The sequence below is a fragment of the Chryseobacterium sp. P1-3 genome (assembly GCF_000738495.1).
Taxonomy (GTDB): domain Bacteria; phylum Bacteroidota; class Bacteroidia; order Flavobacteriales; family Weeksellaceae; genus Chryseobacterium; species Chryseobacterium gallinarum.
Genome location: NZ_JPEQ01000003.1, coordinates 89,915 through 110,684, shown reverse-complemented (window position 1 = coordinate 110,684; position 20,770 = coordinate 89,915). Strand labels below are relative to the sequence as shown.

Here is a 20,770-nt window from a genome sequence, read left to right as displayed (position 1 = left end):
ATCAACTATTCACTATTTTTCTCAATTTTTATTATTTTCTCCTATTTCTTTTTCGTCTTTATCTTTGTTGCCAGTTTCATCATTTTCTTTGATGGTTTCATCATCGAAAAGGATTCTGACAGCCGGAGATTCATCATCTTCAAACTGCCCTTTTTTGGCATACACTATAAATACGACCAGGAAGATCGCAGCCAAAGAAACACTGCAGACGATCATTAAATATAGAATATCCATTGGACAACAAAATTAACCTATTTTCGGGGTTCAAATTTAGTGAAAAATAATGACATTCATCACGAAATGCCGATTTCAGCTAATTTAAAATCAGTCTAAATAAGGGCTTTCAGGCCTGTTTTTTGAAATATTTCCGACCTAAAATCCAGGTTGAAAGTGTCGTAAAGGTAACCACCGTAATCGAGCTGATTGGCATGATGATAGCAGCGAAAAGCGGATGCATATGTCCTGTGACTGCGTAACTTAACCCGACAATATTGTATAAAAAACTAATTATGAATGTCATTTTCACAATTGTTATAGAGCCTTTGCAGACGTTCAGGTAGTTATCCAGGCTAACAACTTTTTCACCGTTCATAATAACATCGGAAGAAGGAGTAAAGCTGTTGGTGTCATCAGCAATAGCGATTCCTACGTTACTCTGCTTCAATGCCCCGGCATCATTAAGACCATCACCAAGCATTGCTACTTTCATATGCTGATCCTGAAGGTTTTTGATATAGTTCAATTTGTCTTCCGGGCTTTGATTAAAAGCCATTCCCTGGTAATTAGGAATAAGCTCTTTCAGCTGGCTTTCTTCGGAGGAATTGTCCCCGCTCAGAATGAATATTTTGTATGGAGTAAGCTTTTTAAACAGGTCTTTCAGCTTCGGACGGTATTCATTTTTAAAAATGAATTTACCCAAAAACTGGTTGTTTTTGCTAATGTATACGGCCGTTTCCAGGTTTTTAGGCTCCTGATTGTTGTAACGGGCGGAACCTATTTTGTAAATGTTCCCCCTGATATGGGCTTCGTATCCTTTTCCGGAGATTTCTTCAAACTTTTCAACAGGGAAGTAGTCATCATTTACCTCAATAAACTCGTATAGGGATTTTGAAAGAGGGTGGTTTGAATTTTTCAGTAAAGTCTTAATATTCAATAAATCAAATTCCTTAATCTCGGTACCTTCATACCTGATGTTTGATTTTTTTCTGTGCGTAATAGTCCCTGTCTTATCAAAAACAATAGTATCCAGTTTTGCAATTTTTTCTATTGTTAAAGTGTCCTTTACATAAAATTTATTTCGCCCTAAAATCCTCATAATATGCCCGAAAGTGAATGGTGCAGACAGGGCAAGAGCACATGGGCAGGCAATAATCAGAATAGCGGAAATAACCTGGAACATTTTTTCAAGATCGATAAATGCCCAGTAAATCCCTGAAATTAATGCGATACCTAAAATAATGAAGGTGAAGTATTTACTGATACTGTTGGTTAATGTATCGAGTCCTGTTTCATGCTTTTTAAAGGCTTCCTTATTCCAGAGCTGGGTAAGGTAACTCTGGTCAACATCTTTAATAACTTCCAGCTCTAAAGAAGAACCTATTTGTTTACCTCCGGCGAAAATTTTGTCTCCCGGCTGTTTGCTGATGCTTTCACTTTCTCCGGTGATAAAGCTATTGTCGATATTTCCTTGCCCATTGATCAGAATCGCATCTACCGGGATGATTTCCTGGTTTCTAACTAAAATCCTGTCTCCTACCTTTATCTCTGAAAGAAGGATGTTTTCCTGTTTTCCGTCAAAGTCTACCTTTGTTACAGCAATGGGGTAGAAGGATTTATAATCTCTGTCATAAGAAAGAGCGCTGTAGGTTCTTTTCTGGAAGAGTTTACCCATCAGCATAAAGAATAAAAGGCCACAAAGGGTATCGAAATATCCGGGGCCATAATCGGTTGCCACTTCATAAATACTCCTTCCGAAAAGGACAAAGATTCCCAATACGATAGGAACATCAATATTCACAATCTTGTTTTTTAAACCGTACCATGCAGATTTATAGTAATCTGAGGCGGAATAAAACACAACAGGACATGCCAGTAAAAACATCAGCACCCTGAAAAGGCCTTTATAATGTTCCATCCAGTAGTCTTCTCCGCCCACATATTCAGGAAAAGCAAGGAACATCCCGTTACCGAAAGCAAATCCTGCAATGGCAAACTTTACAAGAAGAGATTTGTCAAGATGATCCACATTTTTTTCAGCGGTTTCAAGGCTGATCACCGGTTTGTATCCTAAATTCGTTAGGAAATTAGCTAATTCGCTTAATTTTAAATCGTTATGATTGAAAGAAATCTGTAAGGTCTTTCTGGTGAAATTGACCTGGGAATATTTGATATGTTTGTTCAGTGTATGAAGGCTTTCCAAAAGCCAGATGCATGAAGAACAATGGATTACAGGGATTTTAAATGTGACAAGACTGGTGTTTCCTTCCGAGAAGTCTGTTATTTTCTCAAAAAATTTCGGGGGTATCCAGGTAGTCAAACTGCCCGGAGCTGTCATCACTTGGCCGGATTCCGGCTCCCTTATTCAGTTCGTAGAAATTGCTTAAATTATTTGTATTCAGAATCTCATAAACAGACTTACAGCCGTTGCAGCAGAAAGTCTTTTCATCAAACAAAATTCTTTCCTTTTCTATACCTTGACCACAATGAAAACAGTTCTCGCTCACCACCCTAAAATATTGAAGTACAAAATTATAACAATTTTTTTTTGTTTATCGAGTTAAAAAGTTCTATTTTTGTGATAAATATCATATAAAATGCCGCAGGAACAACAGATAGCAATTGAAGAGAGGTTCGCCAGAGTTTTTAATGATAAATCATTCAAGGAAAGACTTTCTAGCGCAGATTTTGAAAAATACATTAATGGCAAAAAGAAACTGAGTTTTCAGAAACATGATACCATCTTTGAGGACGGAGAAACTCCCAAAGGAGTATTTGTTCTGGAGAAAGGTGCTGCCAAACTTTCTAAATCCGGGGCGTTCGGGAAAGACCAGATTTTAAGATTTATCAAAGAAGGAGATATCATCGGCTATCGTTCCCTGCTTTGCGGGGAAAACTTCCAGGCAAAAGCCGAAGCGATGACAGACATTGAATGTGTATTCTTACCTGCAGATATTTTTATGTATCTGCTGGAAGTAGATCCGCAGCTGTCTTTCGTAATGCTTCAGAAAATTTCTTATGAACTTGGAGAATCCTCCAATACCATTACCTTCCTTGCACAGAAAACAGTAAGAGAAAGATTAGCGGAAATTTTATTGCTCCTGGAACAGAAATTAGGAGTAGATCCCGAAGGATTTATTAAAATCTCCTTAACAAGGGAAGAAATTGCCAACATTATCGGTACTGCTACAGAAAGTGCCATCCGTTTGATCTCCGAATTTAAACAGGATAACCTGATTGAAGTGGATGGAAGAAATATTAAAATTCTCAATCACGACAAACTCATGAAACTCGGTCACGTAGTTTTATAAAAATTATACAAAACTTAAGTCGGCTCAAGGCCGACTTTTTAACTTTTAAAAATAGATAAATTATGTCTGTTCACTCTGAAATTAAAAAAGTTACGACTGAAACCTTGCGTAAAATGAAATTCGACAAGGAAAAAATAACAATGCTTACCGCTTACGATTTTACCACGGCAAAGATGGTAGACGCAGGAGGAGTAGATGCTATTTTAATTGGTGATTCTGCAGCAAATGTAATGGCTGGTTTTGAAACTACATTGCCCATCACATTAGATCAGATGATCTATCATGCTCAAAGTGTGGTAAGAGGTACCGACAGAGCTTTGGTGGTAGCAGACCTGCCATTCGGAACTTATCAGAGCAACCCCGAAAAAGCTTTGGAATCTGCAGTAAGAATGATGAAAGAAGGAGGTGCCCATGCCGTAAAAATTGAAGGAGGAAAAGAGATTTCAAAATCTATTAAAAAGATTATCAATGCCGGAATTCCTGTAATGGGACATTTGGGATTAACTCCCCAGTCAATTTACAAATTCGGGACCTATAAAGTAAGGGCAAAAGAAGAAGCGGAAGCAGAAAAACTGGTTGCCGATGCGCAGCTTTTGGAAGAATTAGGGTGCTTTTCTATTGTTTTGGAGAAAATTCCGGCTGAACTGGCTAAGAAAGTAACGGAAAGCATTTCCATCCCAACCATCGGGATTGGTGCCGGATCTCACTGCGACGGACAGGTGCTTGTATATCATGATATGGTAGGGATGAATAAAGGCTTCAGTCCTAAATTCTTAAGAAGGTATCTTGACCTTTATACAGAAATTACAGGAGCTGTATCTCAATATGTGAAAGATGTAAAAAATGTGGAATTTCCAAATGAAAACGAAAGTTACTAATTAATGCAAAATCAACAACAATCTATTCAGGGAATATTATCTATTGCAGCATTGGTTTGTCTTGCTATAGGATGGTTTAATTTATTTTCTCCTGAAATCAATCATCTTCTTTCCAGAAAAGTCTTTTATGTACTAATTGGAGCAAGCTTTTTTATCCAGGCACCCCTGCTTATCAATAAAAATTTTGTTTATGCCATGTATGCTGCAGCAGCGATATGCGTGATAGGAGCATTTCTTCCTGAAAGTTCAGGATTATCCAGCCTGAAAACCATCGGGCTTCTTGCCGGGATTATCCTTTCATTAACGAACAGAAGAAGATAAACGGATAAAATGAAGGAACAAATTGTCTATGAAGACAACCATCTTCTGGTAGTCAACAAAAAAGTCGGTCAGCTTGTACAAGGTGATAAAACCGGCGATGAATCGCTATTAGAAACTGTAAAAAAATTATATAAAAATAAGAGATGCTAAGCCGGGAAATGTTTTTCTCGGCCTGGTTCATCGTATAGACCGTCCTACTTCGGGTCTGGTGATTTATGCTAAAACATCCAAAGCGCTTTCCCGGCTGACCCAGATGGTGAAAAACCGTGAGATTAAAAAGACGTATTGGGCTGTGGTAGCAAAAGAAATGATTCCGCAAAGTCAAAGGTTGGTTCATTACTTAAAGAAAAACGAAAAGAATAATAAAGCGATTGTTTTTCCCAAAGCTACAGAAGGGGCAAAAGAAGCAATTCTGACATACCATGTAATCAAAGCCCTGGATAATTACCTGCTTTTGGAAGTTGACCTTGAAACCGGAAGACATCACCAGATTCGTGCTCAGTTATCTAAAACAGGGGTTCCGATTAAAGGAGACTTAAAATATGGATCACCACGTTCCAATCCGGATGGAGGAATCAATCTTCATGCAAGAAAACTGGAATTTATTCATCCCGTTACTAAAGAAAAAATTGAAATCGTAGCTCCTGTACCACAAAATGATCCTGTATGGAGAGCATGTGAAGAATAAAAAAGAAAGTCTGTTCGGGATAAATATTGGGCTTAATCATGGCGTGAAGCTGGAAGCGGGGAGCTTGAAATAATAAAGGCCGCAAAGGACAATTTTTATCTTTTTTAAATTAAAAAAATAATTGTATCATTAGTCATTAGTAGTTAAACAGAAAGGATTTTCTAACTCCTTTTCTTCCAGTGTTTATACTAATTCCCCTAATCCGAAGCCATCTTGAATCTATAATAAAAATGTTTTCACCATTTTAAACTTTCTGCTTCCATCATCCCGCTTCCATCACTACAAAAAATTTTGTCCATTCTCAAAAAATAACTAACTTCGTCCCATACTTTAGGGGTGTCTGTGTTTACAGACTGAGACTTTACCCTTTGAACCTGATCTGGATCATACCAGCGTAGGGAAAAGTAGATGACTTTGCTGTACATTCTATTGTACAATCATAGCCATTCCTAAAGTGTATTTAAAATTATTAGGAATGGAACTTATCATCAACCACACCCGAAAAACATTTGATGTACTTCCCGAAAATCTGGAAGCATTACTGGCTATGGAATTACCTGGAAAGAAAAAAGGGATTGCTGTAGCGCTCAACAATCGTATTATTCCACTGGCCGCCTGGCCAGAAACATTTCTCAAAGACAAAGATTCAGTTTTAATTATCACTGCCACTCAGGGCGGTTAGTTTTCATATTTAAATACCCAAAATCATGGCTCACTCTATTACATGTTCACCATTTCCGAACTCAAAAAAGATTTATGTTGAAGGAAAAATATACCCTATCAATGTAGCAATGCGTGAAATACAACTTAGCCCGACTAAGCTTTCCAATGGTACTCTGGAGCATAATGCTCCCGTAACGGTATACGATACATCAGGTCCCTATACGGATGAAAATGCAAATATTGATATTCAGAAGGGACTTCCGAGAATAAGAGAACAATGGATTCTGGACAGGAATGACGTAGACATCCTGGATGGAATTACTTCAGAATACGGGAAAGCGCGTTTGGCAGATTCCCGACTTGATGAACTTCGCTTTTCTTACGATCATAAACCTAAAGTGGCCAAAGAGGGAAAAGAAATTACCCAATTGTATTATGCAAAGCAGGGAATCATCACTCCAGAAATGGAATATGTGGCGATCAGGGAAAACCAGCGTATAGAACAGCTTGAAACAGTTTCTGAACAGATGGCTTTCCAACATCCGGGAAACAGCTTCGGTGCTCATACTCCCAAAAATAAAATTACACCGGAGTTTGTGAGAGACGAAATTGCTGCAGGTCGGGCGATTATCCCCAATAATATCAATCACCCCGAAAGTGAGCCGATGATTATCGGACGGAATTTTTTGGTGAAAATCAATGCCAATATCGGGAACAGTGCTGTTTCATCCAGTATTGAAGAAGAAGTAGAAAAAGCAGTGTGGGCCTGCCGTTGGGGAGCAGATACCATAATGGACCTTTCTACAGGTAGAAATATCCATGAAACGAGAGAATGGATCATCAGGAACAGTCCGGTTCCTATCGGTACTGTCCCTATTTATCAGGCGCTTGAAAAAGTAAAGGGAGTACCCGAGGATTTAACATGGGAAATTTTCAAAGATACTTTGATTGAACAGGCAGAACAGGGAGTTTCTTATTTTACCATTCATGCAGGAGTTTTATTAAGATATATTCATCTTACAGCAAAAAGAGTAACCGGAATCGTATCCAGAGGAGGATCTATTATGGCGAAATGGTGTCTTTATCATCATAAGGAAAATTTCTTATATACTCATTTTGAGGAGATCTGCGAGATCATGAAGAAATATGATGTGGCTTTTTCTTTAGGAGATGGCCTGCGCCCGGGTTCTATTGCTGATGCCAATGATGCCGCTCAGTTTGCAGAACTGGAAACTTTGGGAGAGCTTACAAAAATAGCATGGAAACATAATGTACAGGTAATGATCGAAGGCCCGGGCCACGTTCCGATGCATATGATCAAAGAGAATATGGATAAGCAGCTTAAAGAGTGCCATGAAGCTCCGTTTTATACATTAGGCCCTTTGACAACAGATATTGCACCAGGGTATGACCATATTACTTCAGGAATCGGTGCGGCAATGATCGGATGGTTCGGGTGTGCGATGCTTTGCTATGTAACTCCAAAAGAACATTTAGGACTTCCGAACAAAGAAGATGTAAAAGTTGGGGTGGTAACTTATAAACTGGCCGCCCATGCCGCAGACTTGGCAAAAGGACATCCAGGAGCACAATATAGAGATAACGCATTAAGTAAAGCCAGATTTGAATTCAGATGGGAAGATCAGTTCAATCTTTCCCTGGATCCTGATACAGCCAGGTCTTATCATGATGAAACCCTCCCTGCTGACGGTGCTAAGATTGCCCATTTCTGTTCTATGTGCGGACCTAAATTCTGTTCTATGAAGATTACTCAGGAAATCCGTGAATCTGCTGAAAAGGGAATGCTGGATAAGTCTCAGGAATTTATTGAAAGAGGAAAAGAAATATACATATGATCCTGGTTATCACCCCTGAAAAAGCCGTTCGGAATGAAGCAGAAATGATTAACCGGATGTTTGATGAAGGATTAGATCTGCTGCATATCAGAAAACCTTTTTTTAACCGGAAAGAAGTGGCAGACCTGATTGACTGTATTAATCCATCCTTTTATTCCCAGCTGGTTCTGCATACCCATTATGACCTGGGAAAAGATTATCCTGTTTCAAGGTTGCATTTCAGGGAAGCAGACCGGCAGAAGGAAATGTATAAGCCATTTCTTGACGGAAATACTATTATTTCCACTTCGGTACATGACATCACTACCTATAATATGTTAAAAGGAGAATGGGCTTATGCTTTTATAAGTCCGTTCTTTTCGAGTATCTCTAAAAAAGGGTATGGAAAAGATTCAACAGTCATGCAGGAGGTCGGAATGCGAAAGAATCGGGATGTAAAGATGATTGCTTTAGGTGGAATTAATGCAGATACCATTCCATCTGTTTTGGAGAAGGGAGTAGACGGTGTGGCCTTATTAGGAGCCGTTTGGGAAAATGATCAGCCGTTAGAAGCATTTAAAAAATGCAAAAAGACTATTTTTTAATAATATTTCAGATGTAATCAATGGAAAAACTACAATACATTTCACAGGGAAATACTCTGCATGAACAGAAATTAAATATTACCAGGGCTCTGGATAATGGGATAAAATGGATTCAGGTTCGTTGGAAAAATGCTCCCGGAAATGAATTAATAAAGCTGTGTGAGATTTCCAGAACAGCATGTGCGGACTATAAGGCTGTTTGTATCATTAATGATCATGTACAGTTAGCACATGAAGTAGATGCAGATGGAGTTCATCTTGGATTAAACGATAGTTCTGTAGAAGAGGCAAGATTGATATTAGGGGATCACAAAATAATTGGTGGAACAGCGAATACGATTCCGGATGTACTGCAAAGAATACAAGAGGGCTGTGACTATATAGGATTAGGACCGTTAAGATTTACTCCTACCAAAGAGCAGCTGAGCCCCGTCCTTGGTTTTGAAGGATATCAGAAAATGATTGAAACTCTACGTGACCAATCAATAGAAGCTCCGAAAATATTTGCCATTGGTGGTGTTACGCTTGAGGATATTCAGCCTTTACAACAATCAGGTATTTATGGAGTCTCCGTTTCAGCACAGATCACAAAACAACCATCCATCATTAATGAATTTAAAAAAGCAATGATATGAACAATCAGAAATTAATAATAGCAGACAGGACTTTTGAATCCAGATTGTTCCTGGGAACGGGAAAATTCGGAAGTATCAGGGATATGGCAGCATCAGTAGTTGCTTCAGAAACGGATATGGTAACGATGGCATTGAAAAGAATTGATTCCGGATTTGCAGAAGATAACTTACTCGATTCATTAAGAGAAACACATGTCCATCTGTTACCGAATACATCAGGGGCAAGAACGGCTAAAGAAGCGGTATTGGCTGCACAATTAGCCAGGGAAGCGCTGGAAACAAACTGGGTAAAACTGGAAATTCATCCGGATCCGAAATATTTGTTGCCTGATCCGATCGAAACATTATATGCTACTGAAGAACTTGCGAAACTGGGATTCGTTGTAATGCCATACATTCATGCAGATCCTGTTCTTTGTAAACGGCTTGAAGATGCCGGAACAGCTGTGGTAATGCCTCTGGGAGCCCCCATAGGAACCAACAAAGGGTTAAAAACTCTGGATTTTTTAGAAATTATCATTAGCCAGAGCAATGTTCCGGTGGTGGTAGATGCAGGCATAGGTGCTCCTTCAGATGCCGCAAAGGCTATGGAAATGGGAGCAGATGCCGTACTAGTCAATACCGCTATTGCGGTAGCGGGAAATCCGGTGAATATGGCTTTGGCTTTTAAAGAAGGAGTCATTGCAGGAAGAAGGGCTTTTGAATCAGAATTGGGAGCTGTTACCAGCCATGCCCAAGCTTCAAGTCCTTTAACATCATTTTTATTTGAATAAAATCAGGTTCATGAAAAGCTTTAAAGAGGTTTTTGAACAGTATCAATGGGATGAAGTAAAAGCCAGACTTGAAAAAGTGTCCCTGTCGGATGTCAGAAATAGTCTCCAGAAAAAAAACAAAACTATTGATGATTTCCTGGTCCTGCTTTCACGGGCTGCATCAGGGGAACTGGAGCTAATGGCCAGAATGACGCAAACGCTTACACAGAAACGTTTCGGAAAAACCATTCAGCTGTACGCCCCTTTATACCTTAGCAATGAATGCCAGAATATCTGTACCTACTGCGGTTTTAGTTTAGATAATCATTTAAAAAGAAAAACCCTCTCTGATACCGAGCTGATGGTGGAAGCCTCTGTCCTGAAATCGATGGGAGTGAATCATATATTGCTGGTAAGCGGAGAGGCTAATAAAATAGTGGGGGTTCCCTATTTCCAGAATGCTGTCCGGTTGCTGAGGCCTCATTTTGCCCATATTTCTATTGAAGTACAGCCATTGGAAGAAGATGAATACAGGTTGCTCCACGAGGAAGGGGTTCATTCCGTGCTGGTCTATCAGGAAACATATCATCAGGAGGTTTACAAAGAATACCATCCGAAAGGCAAAAAATCGAATTTTCATTATAGGTTGGACACACCGGACAGAATTGGAAGAGCAGGCGTTCATAAAATAGGTTCAGGTGTTCTTTTAGGATTGGAAGACTGGCGTGTAGACAGCTTCTTTAATGCCCTTCATATAGACTATCTTCAGAAACAATACTGGAAAAGCAGGTTTTCGGTTTCATTTCCAAGGCTCAGACCTGCGGAAGGGATTATTGAACCCAATTTTATTATGGAAGATAAAGATTTGCTGCAATTAATCTGTGCTTACAGAATTTGGAATGAAGATCTGGAAATTTCAATTTCTACAAGAGAAAGTGAAGTATTCCGGGATCATGTTGTAAGATTAGGAGCAACAACCATGAGTGCGGGTTCCAAAACCAATCCCGGCGGATATTCTGTAGATAAAGAATCTTTGGAGCAATTTGAAACAAGCGATGAGCGGAGTATGGATGAGATCAGAAGTATGATTAAAAAAGCAGGCTATGACCCGGTAATGAAAGATTGGGAGTCAGTGTATAGCGGGTTTTAAATTTTAATCTTAAAGAGATTAATGCCATTGTTATTGGCCTATAATATACCATGAAAAAAGAGGATATTTTTGAAAGATACAGCCGTCAGATATTTATTGAAGAAATAGGAATGGAAGGACAGAAAAAAATACTGTCTGCCAAAGTGCTTGTTGTAGGTGCCGGAGGTCTGGGAAGTCCGGTGGTTCAATATCTGGCAGCCGCCGGAATAGGAACTTTGGCCGTGGCAGATTTTGACCATGTGGAAATTCATAACTTAAACCGTCAGATTATTCATAATGAAAATAGTGTCGGAACTTTAAAAATAAAGAGCGCCGGGCTTTTTGTCCAAAACCTGAATCATCAGGTAAACTATATCGGAATTGAAGAGAAGATTGATCCGGATAATGTGGAGGAGATTCTGCGGCCTTATGATGTAATTGTTGACGGTTCTGATAACTTTTCAACCAGATATTTAGTAAATGATACGTGTGTTAAATTGGAAAAGACTTTAATCTACGGAAGCATTTCAGGATTCTCGGGTCAGATTGCCATCTTCAATCATAAAGGTAGTAAAAATTTAAGAGACATATTCCCCGAACCTCCTTTTGATGAAGACCTACCGGATTGTGACAGTCTTGGTGTTTTGGGAGCTTTACCGGGAATAATTGGCAGTATGATGGCGCTTCAGACCTTAAAGGTTATTGCAGGCCTTCCGGTGAAACCTAATCAGATTACCCTTATGGATACTCTGGATTGGAGATTCCAGACGCTGGATTTTTAATAGAAATGATTATTAATACAACGGGCTTTAGCCCGTTTCCTCCTTATAAAAATATTCCATTGGCTTTAGCCAAAAAATGTTTTCAATTTTTCAGAATAAAAGAAGGCAGTAAAAAATTATTACTGCCTTGTATTTTACATTATTGTCCTTGTTGCATTACTCCTCCGTTATCCTCTTTCTTTGTCTGGTTTAAGATATTTGGATCTTCCTTAGCCAGTTTATTCTTGGTAGGAATTTTATAATTGATGGAAATTCCGAAGTTTCTTGAATCATATTTGGACCTTAGCATCACACTTTCTCCTGAAGGGGGATTAGAACGTACCTGCATGACCTGTCCGTTGAAAATATCATTAGCAAAAACAGATACTGTAAGGCGGTTGTTCATAAATTTCTTCGTCAATGTAATGTCTAAATTATTATTGAACGGTTTTTCTGCTGTAAAATAAAAGTAGCCTGCTTTAGGAGTAAGATAACTGTAATTAGCTGTCAGCTTGATATCTTTTGGAAGAAGCAATTGAGTCATGATATTGAAAATCCAGAACCCTTTATTGTTGAGGTTATCAATTTCGTGTTTCTGATATCCTGCATAGATGTACATAAAATTCATCTTATCAGGATTGAAGTTTGACTTCATAATTTCACTTATAGATTTGGTGAAAATCAAAAACGGAACAGGTAATCCAACATTGAAATTATGAATTCGCATATTGGAAATGTTAATCTGCTCGTTGTAAAGATTCTTACCATCTCTTCTGATGAGCTGCGCGACCTGGTTATTGGCAGAACTTACACTATAACCGATAAATGCATAATCAAAAGCGGAAACTTTCAGCTCGTAATTATCAAAAATAGTGGGCTGAAGATTCGGGTTACCACTGATCTGGGTGTTAGGACCTGCAAAAGTAGTATTATTCGGGTTTAAGGCTGAAATGCTTGGTAAGCTGATCTTCCTGTTATAGTTGGCGGCAACATATACCTGGTTCATCAGGTTATACTGTACACTTGCATTGGGAAATAATTTGAATTTATTAAAAGGGATAAGATCTTTTTGTACAACAGTACCTAAACTATCCTTTCTGGTAATACCATAAATATCATAGTTTTCTGCTCTGGCTCCTAAAGTAAAATCAAATTTCTTCAATTTTGCCTGGAATTCCAGATAGGTGGAAGCCGTCTGTCTGTGGTATTCCAGGTTGGTAAGTCCCTTGCTTTCCGTATCATAATCCTGCCTTTCATATAAACCTCCGGCACTTACTTTACCTCCATCGAGCAGTTTTATCGGCTGTGAATAGTCTACTTTAAAGTTAGCCACCCTCATATCCGATTCATTGCTCAGAAGTCCATTTATCCCGGGTTGGAAAAATACATCCCCACCATCTGTATAATATCCTGAACGATAGAAGTTATCCTGGGAAAACCTGCTGTTGGATTTTGTATAGCCCAGTTGAAAATCCAGTTTTTGAGATTTGTCTGCAAATCGCTTCTGATAGGTTACCACAGCTTCCTGTCTGAGCGAATTGGTACGGGCAGCATCAAAAGATTCAAATTGAGCTTCCCTGTACGTTTTTGGAGGAGCTACAAGAATATCTGCTATCCCATTACTTGAAGTATAGTTGTCATTATTATTGTGATAAATATCGTAGTTCAATAGTAATCTGTCCTGGCCAAGTTCAAAAGTGATCCCTGATTTTGCAAAATAACCTCTTCCGTAACGATCCGTATTGCTTTCCAACAGATTATCCTGCTGGGTATTCATCATGTTTTCACGATAATTCTGTCCCACATTCAGCTGCCATCCAAAATATTTATTCCTGGCATTCAAATTAATGGAATTGGTTGTTCTGCTTCTGTACTTATCATAGTTGCTAAACGAATAATTCCCGGAATAAGTAGCCGTTAAATATTTATTGGCGTTTTTTATTTGTAATGATATTCATAATGGCTCCTCCGGATGTTGCAGGAAATTCTGCTCCCGGCTGGGTAATCACTTCAATCCTTTCTACGGAGTTGGCAGGCATTCCTTCAAGAAAAGAATTCAGCTCATTGGAAGTGATATTTAAAGGTCTTCCGTTGAGATAAACATCCAGCATCTTTCCCTGATACATCATCCCGGCAATATCTGTAGCGACAAGCCCGGGAAGCTTTTTGATCCCTTCCAGAACATTGCCGTTATTAAGTTGAGGCTGTTCAGAGAAATCAAAAATAGTACGATCTGCTTTTTGTTCAACGGCTTTTTTAGTTTTGGTGATGACTACACCTTCAATTTGTTTCTCTTTAGACGTATTGTCCTCTTTTTTCTGTGAAAAAGCAAATACAGAACTCAAGAGTGACAAAGCGAATATAGTTTTTTTCATAATGTTTTTACTGATATCCGGTTAGACGCCAAAAAAGAAACTTTGTTACAAAAAAAGGTGTAATTTATTCTTTCATTGATGGAAATTCTATAAAATCAGGTTTTCGCTAAAGTCTTGGAATGATTATGAAAGTAAAGTGGACTAAAGCCCACTCCTATTGAATTTAAAAAAGACGACTTCAATTGAAGCCGCCTTTTATATTAATCGATCTAACAATTAATCTTATTTTTCCTGTTGTTTAATCAAGTTCAGTGCAGAACCTGCTTTGAACCAGTCAATTTGCTGATCATTATAAGTATGGTTGGCCATGATGATATCTCTGGTCCCGTCTGTATGAATGAATTCTAAAGTCAGTTGTTTTCCAGGAGCAAACTGGTCAAGATCAAGGAAGTTCACTATGTCATCTTCCTGAATTTTGTCATAATCGGCCTCATTTGCAAAGGTGATTCCCAACATCCCTTGCTTTTTAAGGTTGGTTTCATGGATTCTTGCAAATGATTTTACCAATACAGCTTTTACACCAAGATGTCTTGGTTCCATAGCAGCATGTTCTCTTGAAGAACCTTCACCATAATTTTGGTCTCCCACAACGATAGTAGGAATACCTGCGGCTTTATAAGCTCTTTGTACAGCAGGAACTTCACCGTATTCACCGGTTAATTCATTTTTAACTTTATTGGTTTCCATGTTGTAGGCATTTACTGCCCCGATCAACATGTTATTTGAAATATTATCTAAATGACCTCTGTATTTCAACCATGGCCCTGCCATAGAAATATGGTCGGTAGTACATTTTCCGAAAGCTTTAATCAATACTCTGGCTCCTGTAATGTTTTTGCCATCCCAGGCCGGGAATTCTTCTAATAACTGAAGTCTGTCTGAAGTAGGGCTTACGTTCACAACAACATTGGAACCGTCCTCAGATGGAGCCTGATATCCGTTATCATCTACAGCAAATCCTTTTGCAGGAAGCTCGAACCCTTTAGGCTCGTCAAGTTTTACCTGTTCACCAGCTTCGTTGGTTAATGTATCTGTGATCGGGTTGAAATCTAATCTGCCGGAGATTGCCACAGCAGCTACCATTTCAGGAGATGCCACGAATGCATGGGTATTCGGGTTACCATCTGCTCTTTTGGCAAAGTTTCTGTTGAAGGAGTGGATAATAGAGTTTTTCTCTCCTTTTTCTGCACCCTCTCTGTCCCATTGTCCGATACATGGTCCACAAGCATTGGTAAAGATTCTTGCGTTTTCAAATTTTCTGAAAGAATTCAGGAAACCGTCTCTTTCTGCAGTGAATTTCACCTGCTCAGAACCCGGGTTGATTCCTAAAATTGCTTTAGGTTTTACACCTTTTGATACCGCATCTTCTACAATAGAAGCAGCTCTTGATAAATCCTCATAAGAAGAGTTGGTACAAGAACCGATAAGGGCCCATTCCACTTCTAACGGCCATCCGTTAGCTTCAGCTTTAGCCCTGAACTCAGCAACCGGTGTTGCCAGGTCCGGAGTAAAAGGTCCGTTTAAGTGCGGAGTCAGTTCAGAAAGATTAATCTCAATTAATTGATCAAAATATTGTTCAGGGTTGGCATATACTTCAGGGTCACCTGTTAAATGTTCAGCAATTTTATCAGCAGCATCTACCACATCCTGTCTTCCCGTTGCAGATAAATACCTTCTCATAGAATTATCATATCCGAAAGTAGAGGTGGTAGCCCCGATCTCAGCACCCATATTACAAATGGTACCTTTACCGGTTGCAGAAAGAGATTCTGCCCCTTCCCCGAAATATTCTACGATGCATCCTGTACCGCCTTTTACCGTAAGGATTCCTGCTACTTTTAAAATAACATCTTTAGCAGAAGTCCATCCGTTCATTTTACCGGTTAATTTAACCCCGATAAGCTTAGGCATTTTGAGCTCCCAGGGCATTCCTGCCATTACATCTACTGCATCAGCACCTCCTACACCAATAGCCACCATTCCCAGCCCGCCGGCATTTACGGTGTGAGAGTCAGTACCGATCATCATTCCACCCGGGAAAGCATAATTTTCCAATACAACCTGATGGATGATACCCGCTCCCGGCTTCCAGAATCCGATTCCGTATTTATCACATACAGAACTCAGGAAGTTGAAAACCTCAGAATTTTTGTTGATACCTTCCTGTAAATCTTTATCAGCACCTACTTTTGCCTGGATCAGGTGATCAGCATGAGCGGTAGAAGGAACAGCTACTTTAGCTTTTCCTGCCTGCATAAATTGCAAAAGAGCCATTTGTGCTGTTGCATCCTGCATGGCAACCCTGTCCGGTGCAAAATCTACGTAAGAGTTTCCTCTTTCATGTGCTTGTGTAGCATTTCCTTCCCAAAGGTGGGTGTAAAGGATTTTTTCTGAAAGGGTAAGAGGTTTTCCCACGATTTGTCTTGCCGCAGCAATTCTTTCAGGGTAGCGCTCATACACTTTTTTGATCATATCAATATCAAAAGTCATATCTCTTAGAATTAATGTTTATACATTTATGTTTATCGCAGTTGAATATTAGTGGCCTACCTGCACAAGCTCTTTAATAGGAGGTGCAAATTTTGTTAGGTCAATCCCTTCAACGGCTGCTTTATATTCATCAATATTAGGAATACGCCCGATAATAGCTGATAAAACAACTACCGGCGTTGAAGCTAATAAAGACTCTCCTTTTTTACGTTCGGAATCTTCAACAACTCTGCCCTGGAAAAGGCGGGTTGAAGTTGCCAATACCGTATCTCCCTTGGCTGCTTTTTCCTGGTTACCCATACAAAGGTTGCATCCGGGACGCTCAAGATACATTACATTTTTGTATTCTGTGCGGGCTTCACCTTTAGGAGCATTGTCATCAAATTCAAAACCGGAATATTTTTCTAGCAATTCCCAATCTCCTTCAGCCTTTAGTTCATCGATGATGTTGTAGGTTGGGGCAGCTACTACAAGCGGAGCACTGAATTCTACTTTTCCTTGTTGTTTTTCAAGGTTTCTAAGCATTTGGGAAACAATCTTAAGGTCTCCTTTGTGAACCATACATGATCCTACAAACCCAAGATCTACTTTTTTCTCACCACCATAGTAAGAAAGATCCCTGATGGTATCGTGGGTATATCTTTTGGAAACATCTTCGTTGTTTACATCCGGGTCGGCAATCATAGGTTCTACGATAGCGTCAAGGTCTACTACTACTTCAGCATAATATTTGGCGTTAGCATCCGGAGTAAGAGCCGGTTTTTCGCCAGATCTGATTTCAGCAATTCTCTTATCGGCTTTTTCAATAAGCCCTTTAAGAACCTGGTTTTTGTTGTCCATACCCTTGTCGATCATAATCTGGATTCTGCTTTTTGCGATTTCCAATGATTCGATCAAGGTGTTGTCTTCGGAAATGTTGATAGAAGCTTTTGCCTTCATTTCCGCTGTCCAGTCTGTAAAGGTAAATGCCTGATCAGCAGGAAGTGTTCCGATATGAACCTCAATGATCCTTCCCTGGAATACATTTTCTCCTCCAAATTGTTTCAGCATCTGGGCCTGGGTGGCATGAACTACATCACGGAAATCCATGTGTGGCTTCATCTCCCCTTTGAAGGTTACTTTTACAGATTCAGGAATTGGCATAGAAGCCTCTCCTGTAGCTAATGCAAGGGCTACTGTCCCGGAGTCAGCTCCGAAAGCTACTCCTTTAGACATTCTTGTATGGGAGTCACCGCCAATGATGATCGCCCATTCGTCTACCGTGATATCGTTAAGAACTTTGTGAATAACATCCGTCATGGAATGATATTCTCCTTTCGGGTCACGCGCTGTGATCAGACCGAAATCGTTCATGAATTTCATAAGCTTAGGAATATTAGCCTGAGCTTTTTTATCCCAGACAGAAGCCGTGTGACATCCTGACTGGTAAGCACCGTCAACAGTTGGAGAAATTACTGTAGCTGCCATTGATTCAAGTTCTTGAGCCGTCATAAGACCTGTAGTGTCCTGTGAACCTACGATATTGACTTTTACACGGACGTCAGAACCGGCATGTAATACTTTTCCTGGTGTTATACCAACAGCATTCCTGTTAAAGATTTTTTCTACAGCTGTAAGACCTTGCCCTTCGTGGGAAATTTCTTTTGACGGAGCAAAAACAGCCGGAGCCTCAATGCCCAGAACCTGAGCAGCAAAGGTTTGGAGTTTTTTACCAAATACGATGGCGTAAGATCCGCCGGCTCTGATGAATTCCATCTTTTGAGGAGTAAAAGATTTCGTAAGGTCGATTAATTCTTTATCCCCGTTATATAATTTCTTCTTTTTAGTATTGATCGTTAAAACAGTTCCTGTAGCTACAGAATAAACCTGTTCAAGAACCGGATCCCCGTTTTCATTAAGAACCGGGTTTCCGTTTTCATCTACTTTCTTTACCCAGTTTTTAAGATCAATACCGATACCTCCGGTAACATCAACTGTTGTAAGGAAAATCGGCGAAATACCGTTGGTACCTCCTACGATCGGAGCAATATTAACGAATGGTACATATGGGCTGGCTTGTTTACCGGTCCATAAAGCTACATTGTTTACTCCTGACATTCTGGATGAACCTACACCCATCGTACCTTTTTCAGCAATAAGCATAACGCTTGCATCAGGATGTTGTGCCTGTAAAGCTTTGATTTCTTCCTGTGCCTGAGGCGTAATCATACATTTACCGTGAAGCTCACGGTCAGATCTTGAGTGAGCCTGATTGCCGGGAGAAAGTAAATCTGTGGAGATGTCTCCTTCACCTGCGATATATGTTACGACTTTAATCTCTTCAGCTACTTCAGGAAGTTTCGTGAAAAACTCAGCCTTTGCATAACTTTCAAGGATCTCTTTTGCGATTTCGTTACCACTGTTGAAAGCTTCTTTCAAACGGTTGGTATCTGCTTCATAAAGGAATACCTGTGTCTTAAGAACTTTTGCCGCTTCCTGAGCAATGGCAGGATCGTTACCCAAAGCAAGATCCAACAATACTTCGATGGAAGGCCCCCCTTTCATATGGGATAATAATTCGAAGGCAAAAGCAGGAGATATTTCTTCTACTACGGATTCACCCAGAATGATCTCTTTTAAAAATTTAGCTTTTACACCTGCTGCACTTGTTGTTCCCGGCAGCGTGTTATAAATGAAGAATTTAAGAGAATCTGATCGGTCTGCATTTCCTGAATCTTTAATCTGCGCGATGATTTCGCTTAGCAATTCAGCACCATCAATTGGCTTTGGATGAAGCCCCTGGTTTTTTCTTTCTTCAATCTCTTTGATGTAATCCTTATAAATATTCATAATAGAAGTCTTTCTCTCTTAAAGGTAGATCTATAAAGCAGTTGTTGTTTTTTAATTTACTCTTTACCGGCTGTACAAATGGGCAACTGCCGGCGCTTATTCCCACATCCTGTAATGTGATAATAAACCGGGGTAAAGGCTGTATAATCTACACTTTTTTAAAAGTTTTAAATTTATTAAACAATTCGAAATGTTCCCCAAAATTACGAAATTTTACTATTTTATAAGAGTGAAATTATTTAGATTCTTTATAAATATGTATTTGATAATTTCTATTTTTGGCCGTAATTTTGCAGGCAAATGATGAATATGAAAAATATCCTGAAAGTTTTATGCGTTTTTATTCCGGTTTTCGTTTTCTCACAGACCAGATCTGTGAAAAAAATAACGGTTAAAAATACAACCAAAACTACAGTGAAAAAAGGGACCGTGGCTCCTAAGGCAAACCCTGATCTGGTAATAATCAACAAAGATCTTCCGGTGCTGATTCCAAAGAAAAAAGATGGGAAATTCGGGTATGTGAATCAAAGAGGAAAATTCATTATTCAACCGGAATATCATATTGCCGTATTTTTTTATGAAGATTGTAATCTCCTGAATTCTCCGAATGAAAAAATAAGAAAATTCGGGACGAAAGAATATGCAACGGTGGAAAAAGATATGATTTCATACCGGATTGATCATGCCGGAAAAAGAGTATATCAGTTCAAAGACTCTGATTTAGGGAAATGCAAGTTTGAAGAATACAAACAGCAACCGTTCCAGGCTTATATTTTGAATGGTTTTTACGGGATTATCGAAAAATCAAAATTTGTGAATGCTGCAGATTACAGGCAATATCAGATCTATCCTCAATATCAGTACTTATACATTATGGAGGGAGACGATGTCACAGATCCCATGATTGTAGCTTCCAACAATGATAAATTCGGAGTGATTGATGTGAATAACAAGATTATCATTCCTTTTGAATATTCCAATATTAAAAGAAATTTCAGCTGGAAATTAGGTAAAATGTTTGAAGTCACAAAAGACGGAACAAACTACTACTATATTGACGCGAACAATAAAACCTATTAATGGTAAATATGAGTTCTGATCAATAACTCATATTTTAATATCAGGTTTTTGTCTTATTGGCGACCGAATTCAGCCCCGATATCTCACTTATTTTTTGTAATTTTGCGGCTGAAATAAAGGGGTGCTTTAACAGGCTGAGATTATACCCAATGAACCTGGAACGGGTAATGCTGTTTAGGGACATATTTAAAAATAACTGATA

14 protein-coding genes, 3 pseudogenes and 2 riboswitches are annotated in these 20,770 nt (G+C 39.2%); of the genes and pseudogenes, 12 read left to right on the top strand and 5 right to left on the bottom strand.

The window, feature by feature from the left end; translation table 11 throughout:
* Nucleotides 1-21: 21 nt before the first annotated feature.
* The gene (gene ccoS / locus HX13_RS02545; protein WP_050019786.1) at nt 22-234 is read right to left on the bottom strand and encodes a cbb3-type cytochrome oxidase assembly protein CcoS; all 213 of its coding nucleotides are present in this window, start codon (nt 232-234) and stop codon (nt 22-24) included.
* A gap of 109 nt (nt 235-343) precedes the next feature.
* Nucleotides 344-2,723 (bottom strand): annotated as a pseudogene (locus tag HX13_RS02540) (heavy metal translocating P-type ATPase).
* Nucleotides 2,724-2,813: 90 nt separating this feature from the next.
* On the opposite strand from HX13_RS02540, the gene HX13_RS02535 reads away from it, so the two are divergent.
* The 11 genes and pseudogenes from HX13_RS02535 (at nt 2,814) to HX13_RS02480 (ending at nt 11,815) form a co-directional block, all read left to right on the top strand.
* Nucleotides 2,814-3,527 carry a Crp/Fnr family transcriptional regulator gene (locus HX13_RS02535; RefSeq protein ID WP_050019785.1) on the top strand — a complete coding sequence of 238 codons (714 nt, stop codon included), beginning with the start codon at nt 2,814-2,816 and terminating at the stop codon, nt 3,525-3,527.
* Between the two features lie 62 nt (nt 3,528-3,589).
* Entirely contained in the window at nt 3,590-4,405 is an 816-nt protein-coding gene (gene panB, locus HX13_RS02530; protein ID WP_050019784.1) for a 3-methyl-2-oxobutanoate hydroxymethyltransferase, read from the top strand.
* Nucleotides 4,406-4,408: 3 nt separating this feature from the next.
* Nucleotides 4,409-4,726, top strand: coding sequence for a hypothetical protein (locus HX13_RS02525; protein ID WP_050019783.1), 318 nt, complete (start codon nt 4,409-4,411; stop codon nt 4,724-4,726).
* Between the two features lie 9 nt (nt 4,727-4,735).
* Nucleotides 4,736-5,414 (top strand): annotated as a pseudogene (locus HX13_RS02520) (RluA family pseudouridine synthase).
* A gap of 322 nt (nt 5,415-5,736) precedes the next feature.
* A riboswitch (TPP riboswitch) is annotated at nt 5,737-5,832 on the top strand.
* Nucleotides 5,833-5,889: 57 nt separating this feature from the next.
* Entirely contained in the window at nt 5,890-6,096 is a 207-nt protein-coding gene (gene thiS / locus HX13_RS02510) for a sulfur carrier protein ThiS (protein ID WP_050019820.1), read from the top strand.
* A 25-nt stretch (nt 6,097-6,121) separates the two neighbouring features.
* Nucleotides 6,122-7,933: a phosphomethylpyrimidine synthase ThiC gene (gene thiC / locus HX13_RS02505; protein ID WP_050019781.1), complete on the top strand. Its 1,812-nt coding sequence runs from the start codon at nt 6,122-6,124 to the stop codon at nt 7,931-7,933.
* Nucleotides 7,930-8,517: a thiamine phosphate synthase gene (locus HX13_RS02500; protein ID WP_050019780.1), complete on the top strand. Its 588-nt coding sequence runs from the start codon at nt 7,930-7,932 to the stop codon at nt 8,515-8,517. Before thiC ends, HX13_RS02500 begins: the two co-directional genes overlap by 4 nt.
* A 20-nt stretch (nt 8,518-8,537) precedes the next feature.
* Nucleotides 8,538-9,152: a thiamine phosphate synthase gene (gene thiE, locus HX13_RS02495; RefSeq protein WP_050019779.1), complete on the top strand. Its 615-nt coding sequence runs from the start codon at nt 8,538-8,540 to the stop codon at nt 9,150-9,152.
* Complete coding sequence (locus HX13_RS02490) at nt 9,149-9,925, top strand: thiazole synthase (RefSeq protein ID WP_050019778.1); 777 nt, start codon at nt 9,149-9,151, stop codon at nt 9,923-9,925. The genes thiE and HX13_RS02490 overlap by 4 nt, the downstream gene beginning before the upstream one ends.
* Nucleotides 9,926-9,935: 10 nt before the next feature.
* On the top strand, nt 9,936-11,054 hold the full coding sequence (gene thiH / locus HX13_RS02485) for a 2-iminoacetate synthase ThiH (protein WP_050019819.1): 1,119 nt from the start codon (nt 9,936-9,938) through the stop codon (nt 11,052-11,054).
* Between the two features lie 50 nt (nt 11,055-11,104).
* Nucleotides 11,105-11,815: a HesA/MoeB/ThiF family protein gene (locus HX13_RS02480; protein ID WP_050019777.1), complete on the top strand. Its 711-nt coding sequence runs from the start codon at nt 11,105-11,107 to the stop codon at nt 11,813-11,815.
* A 139-nt stretch (nt 11,816-11,954) separates the two neighbouring features.
* Here the strand turns inward: HX13_RS02480 and HX13_RS02475 are convergent.
* From HX13_RS02475 to HX13_RS02465, 3 genes and pseudogenes are all read right to left on the bottom strand, one after another.
* Nucleotides 11,955-14,169 (bottom strand): annotated as a pseudogene (locus HX13_RS02475) (outer membrane beta-barrel protein).
* 222 nt (nt 14,170-14,391) lie between these two features.
* A complete protein-coding gene (locus HX13_RS02470) occupies nt 14,392-16,659 on the bottom strand; it encodes an aconitate hydratase (protein ID WP_050019776.1) in 2,268 nt (755 codons plus the stop codon).
* A 48-nt stretch (nt 16,660-16,707) separates the two neighbouring features.
* Nucleotides 16,708-19,488 (bottom strand): bifunctional aconitate hydratase 2/2-methylisocitrate dehydratase, encoded by a 2,781-nt coding sequence (locus tag HX13_RS02465; RefSeq protein ID WP_050019775.1) that lies wholly within the window; start codon nt 19,486-19,488, stop codon nt 16,708-16,710.
* Between the two features lie 309 nt (nt 19,489-19,797).
* Between HX13_RS02465 and HX13_RS02460 the strand changes: the two genes are divergently transcribed.
* The gene (locus HX13_RS02460; protein WP_050019818.1) at nt 19,798-20,568 is read left to right on the top strand and encodes a WG repeat-containing protein; all 771 of its coding nucleotides are present in this window, start codon (nt 19,798-19,800) and stop codon (nt 20,566-20,568) included.
* Nucleotides 20,569-20,675: 107 nt separating this feature from the next.
* A riboswitch (TPP riboswitch) is annotated at nt 20,676-20,767 on the top strand.
* The last annotated feature ends 3 nt before the right edge of the window (nt 20,768-20,770 follow it).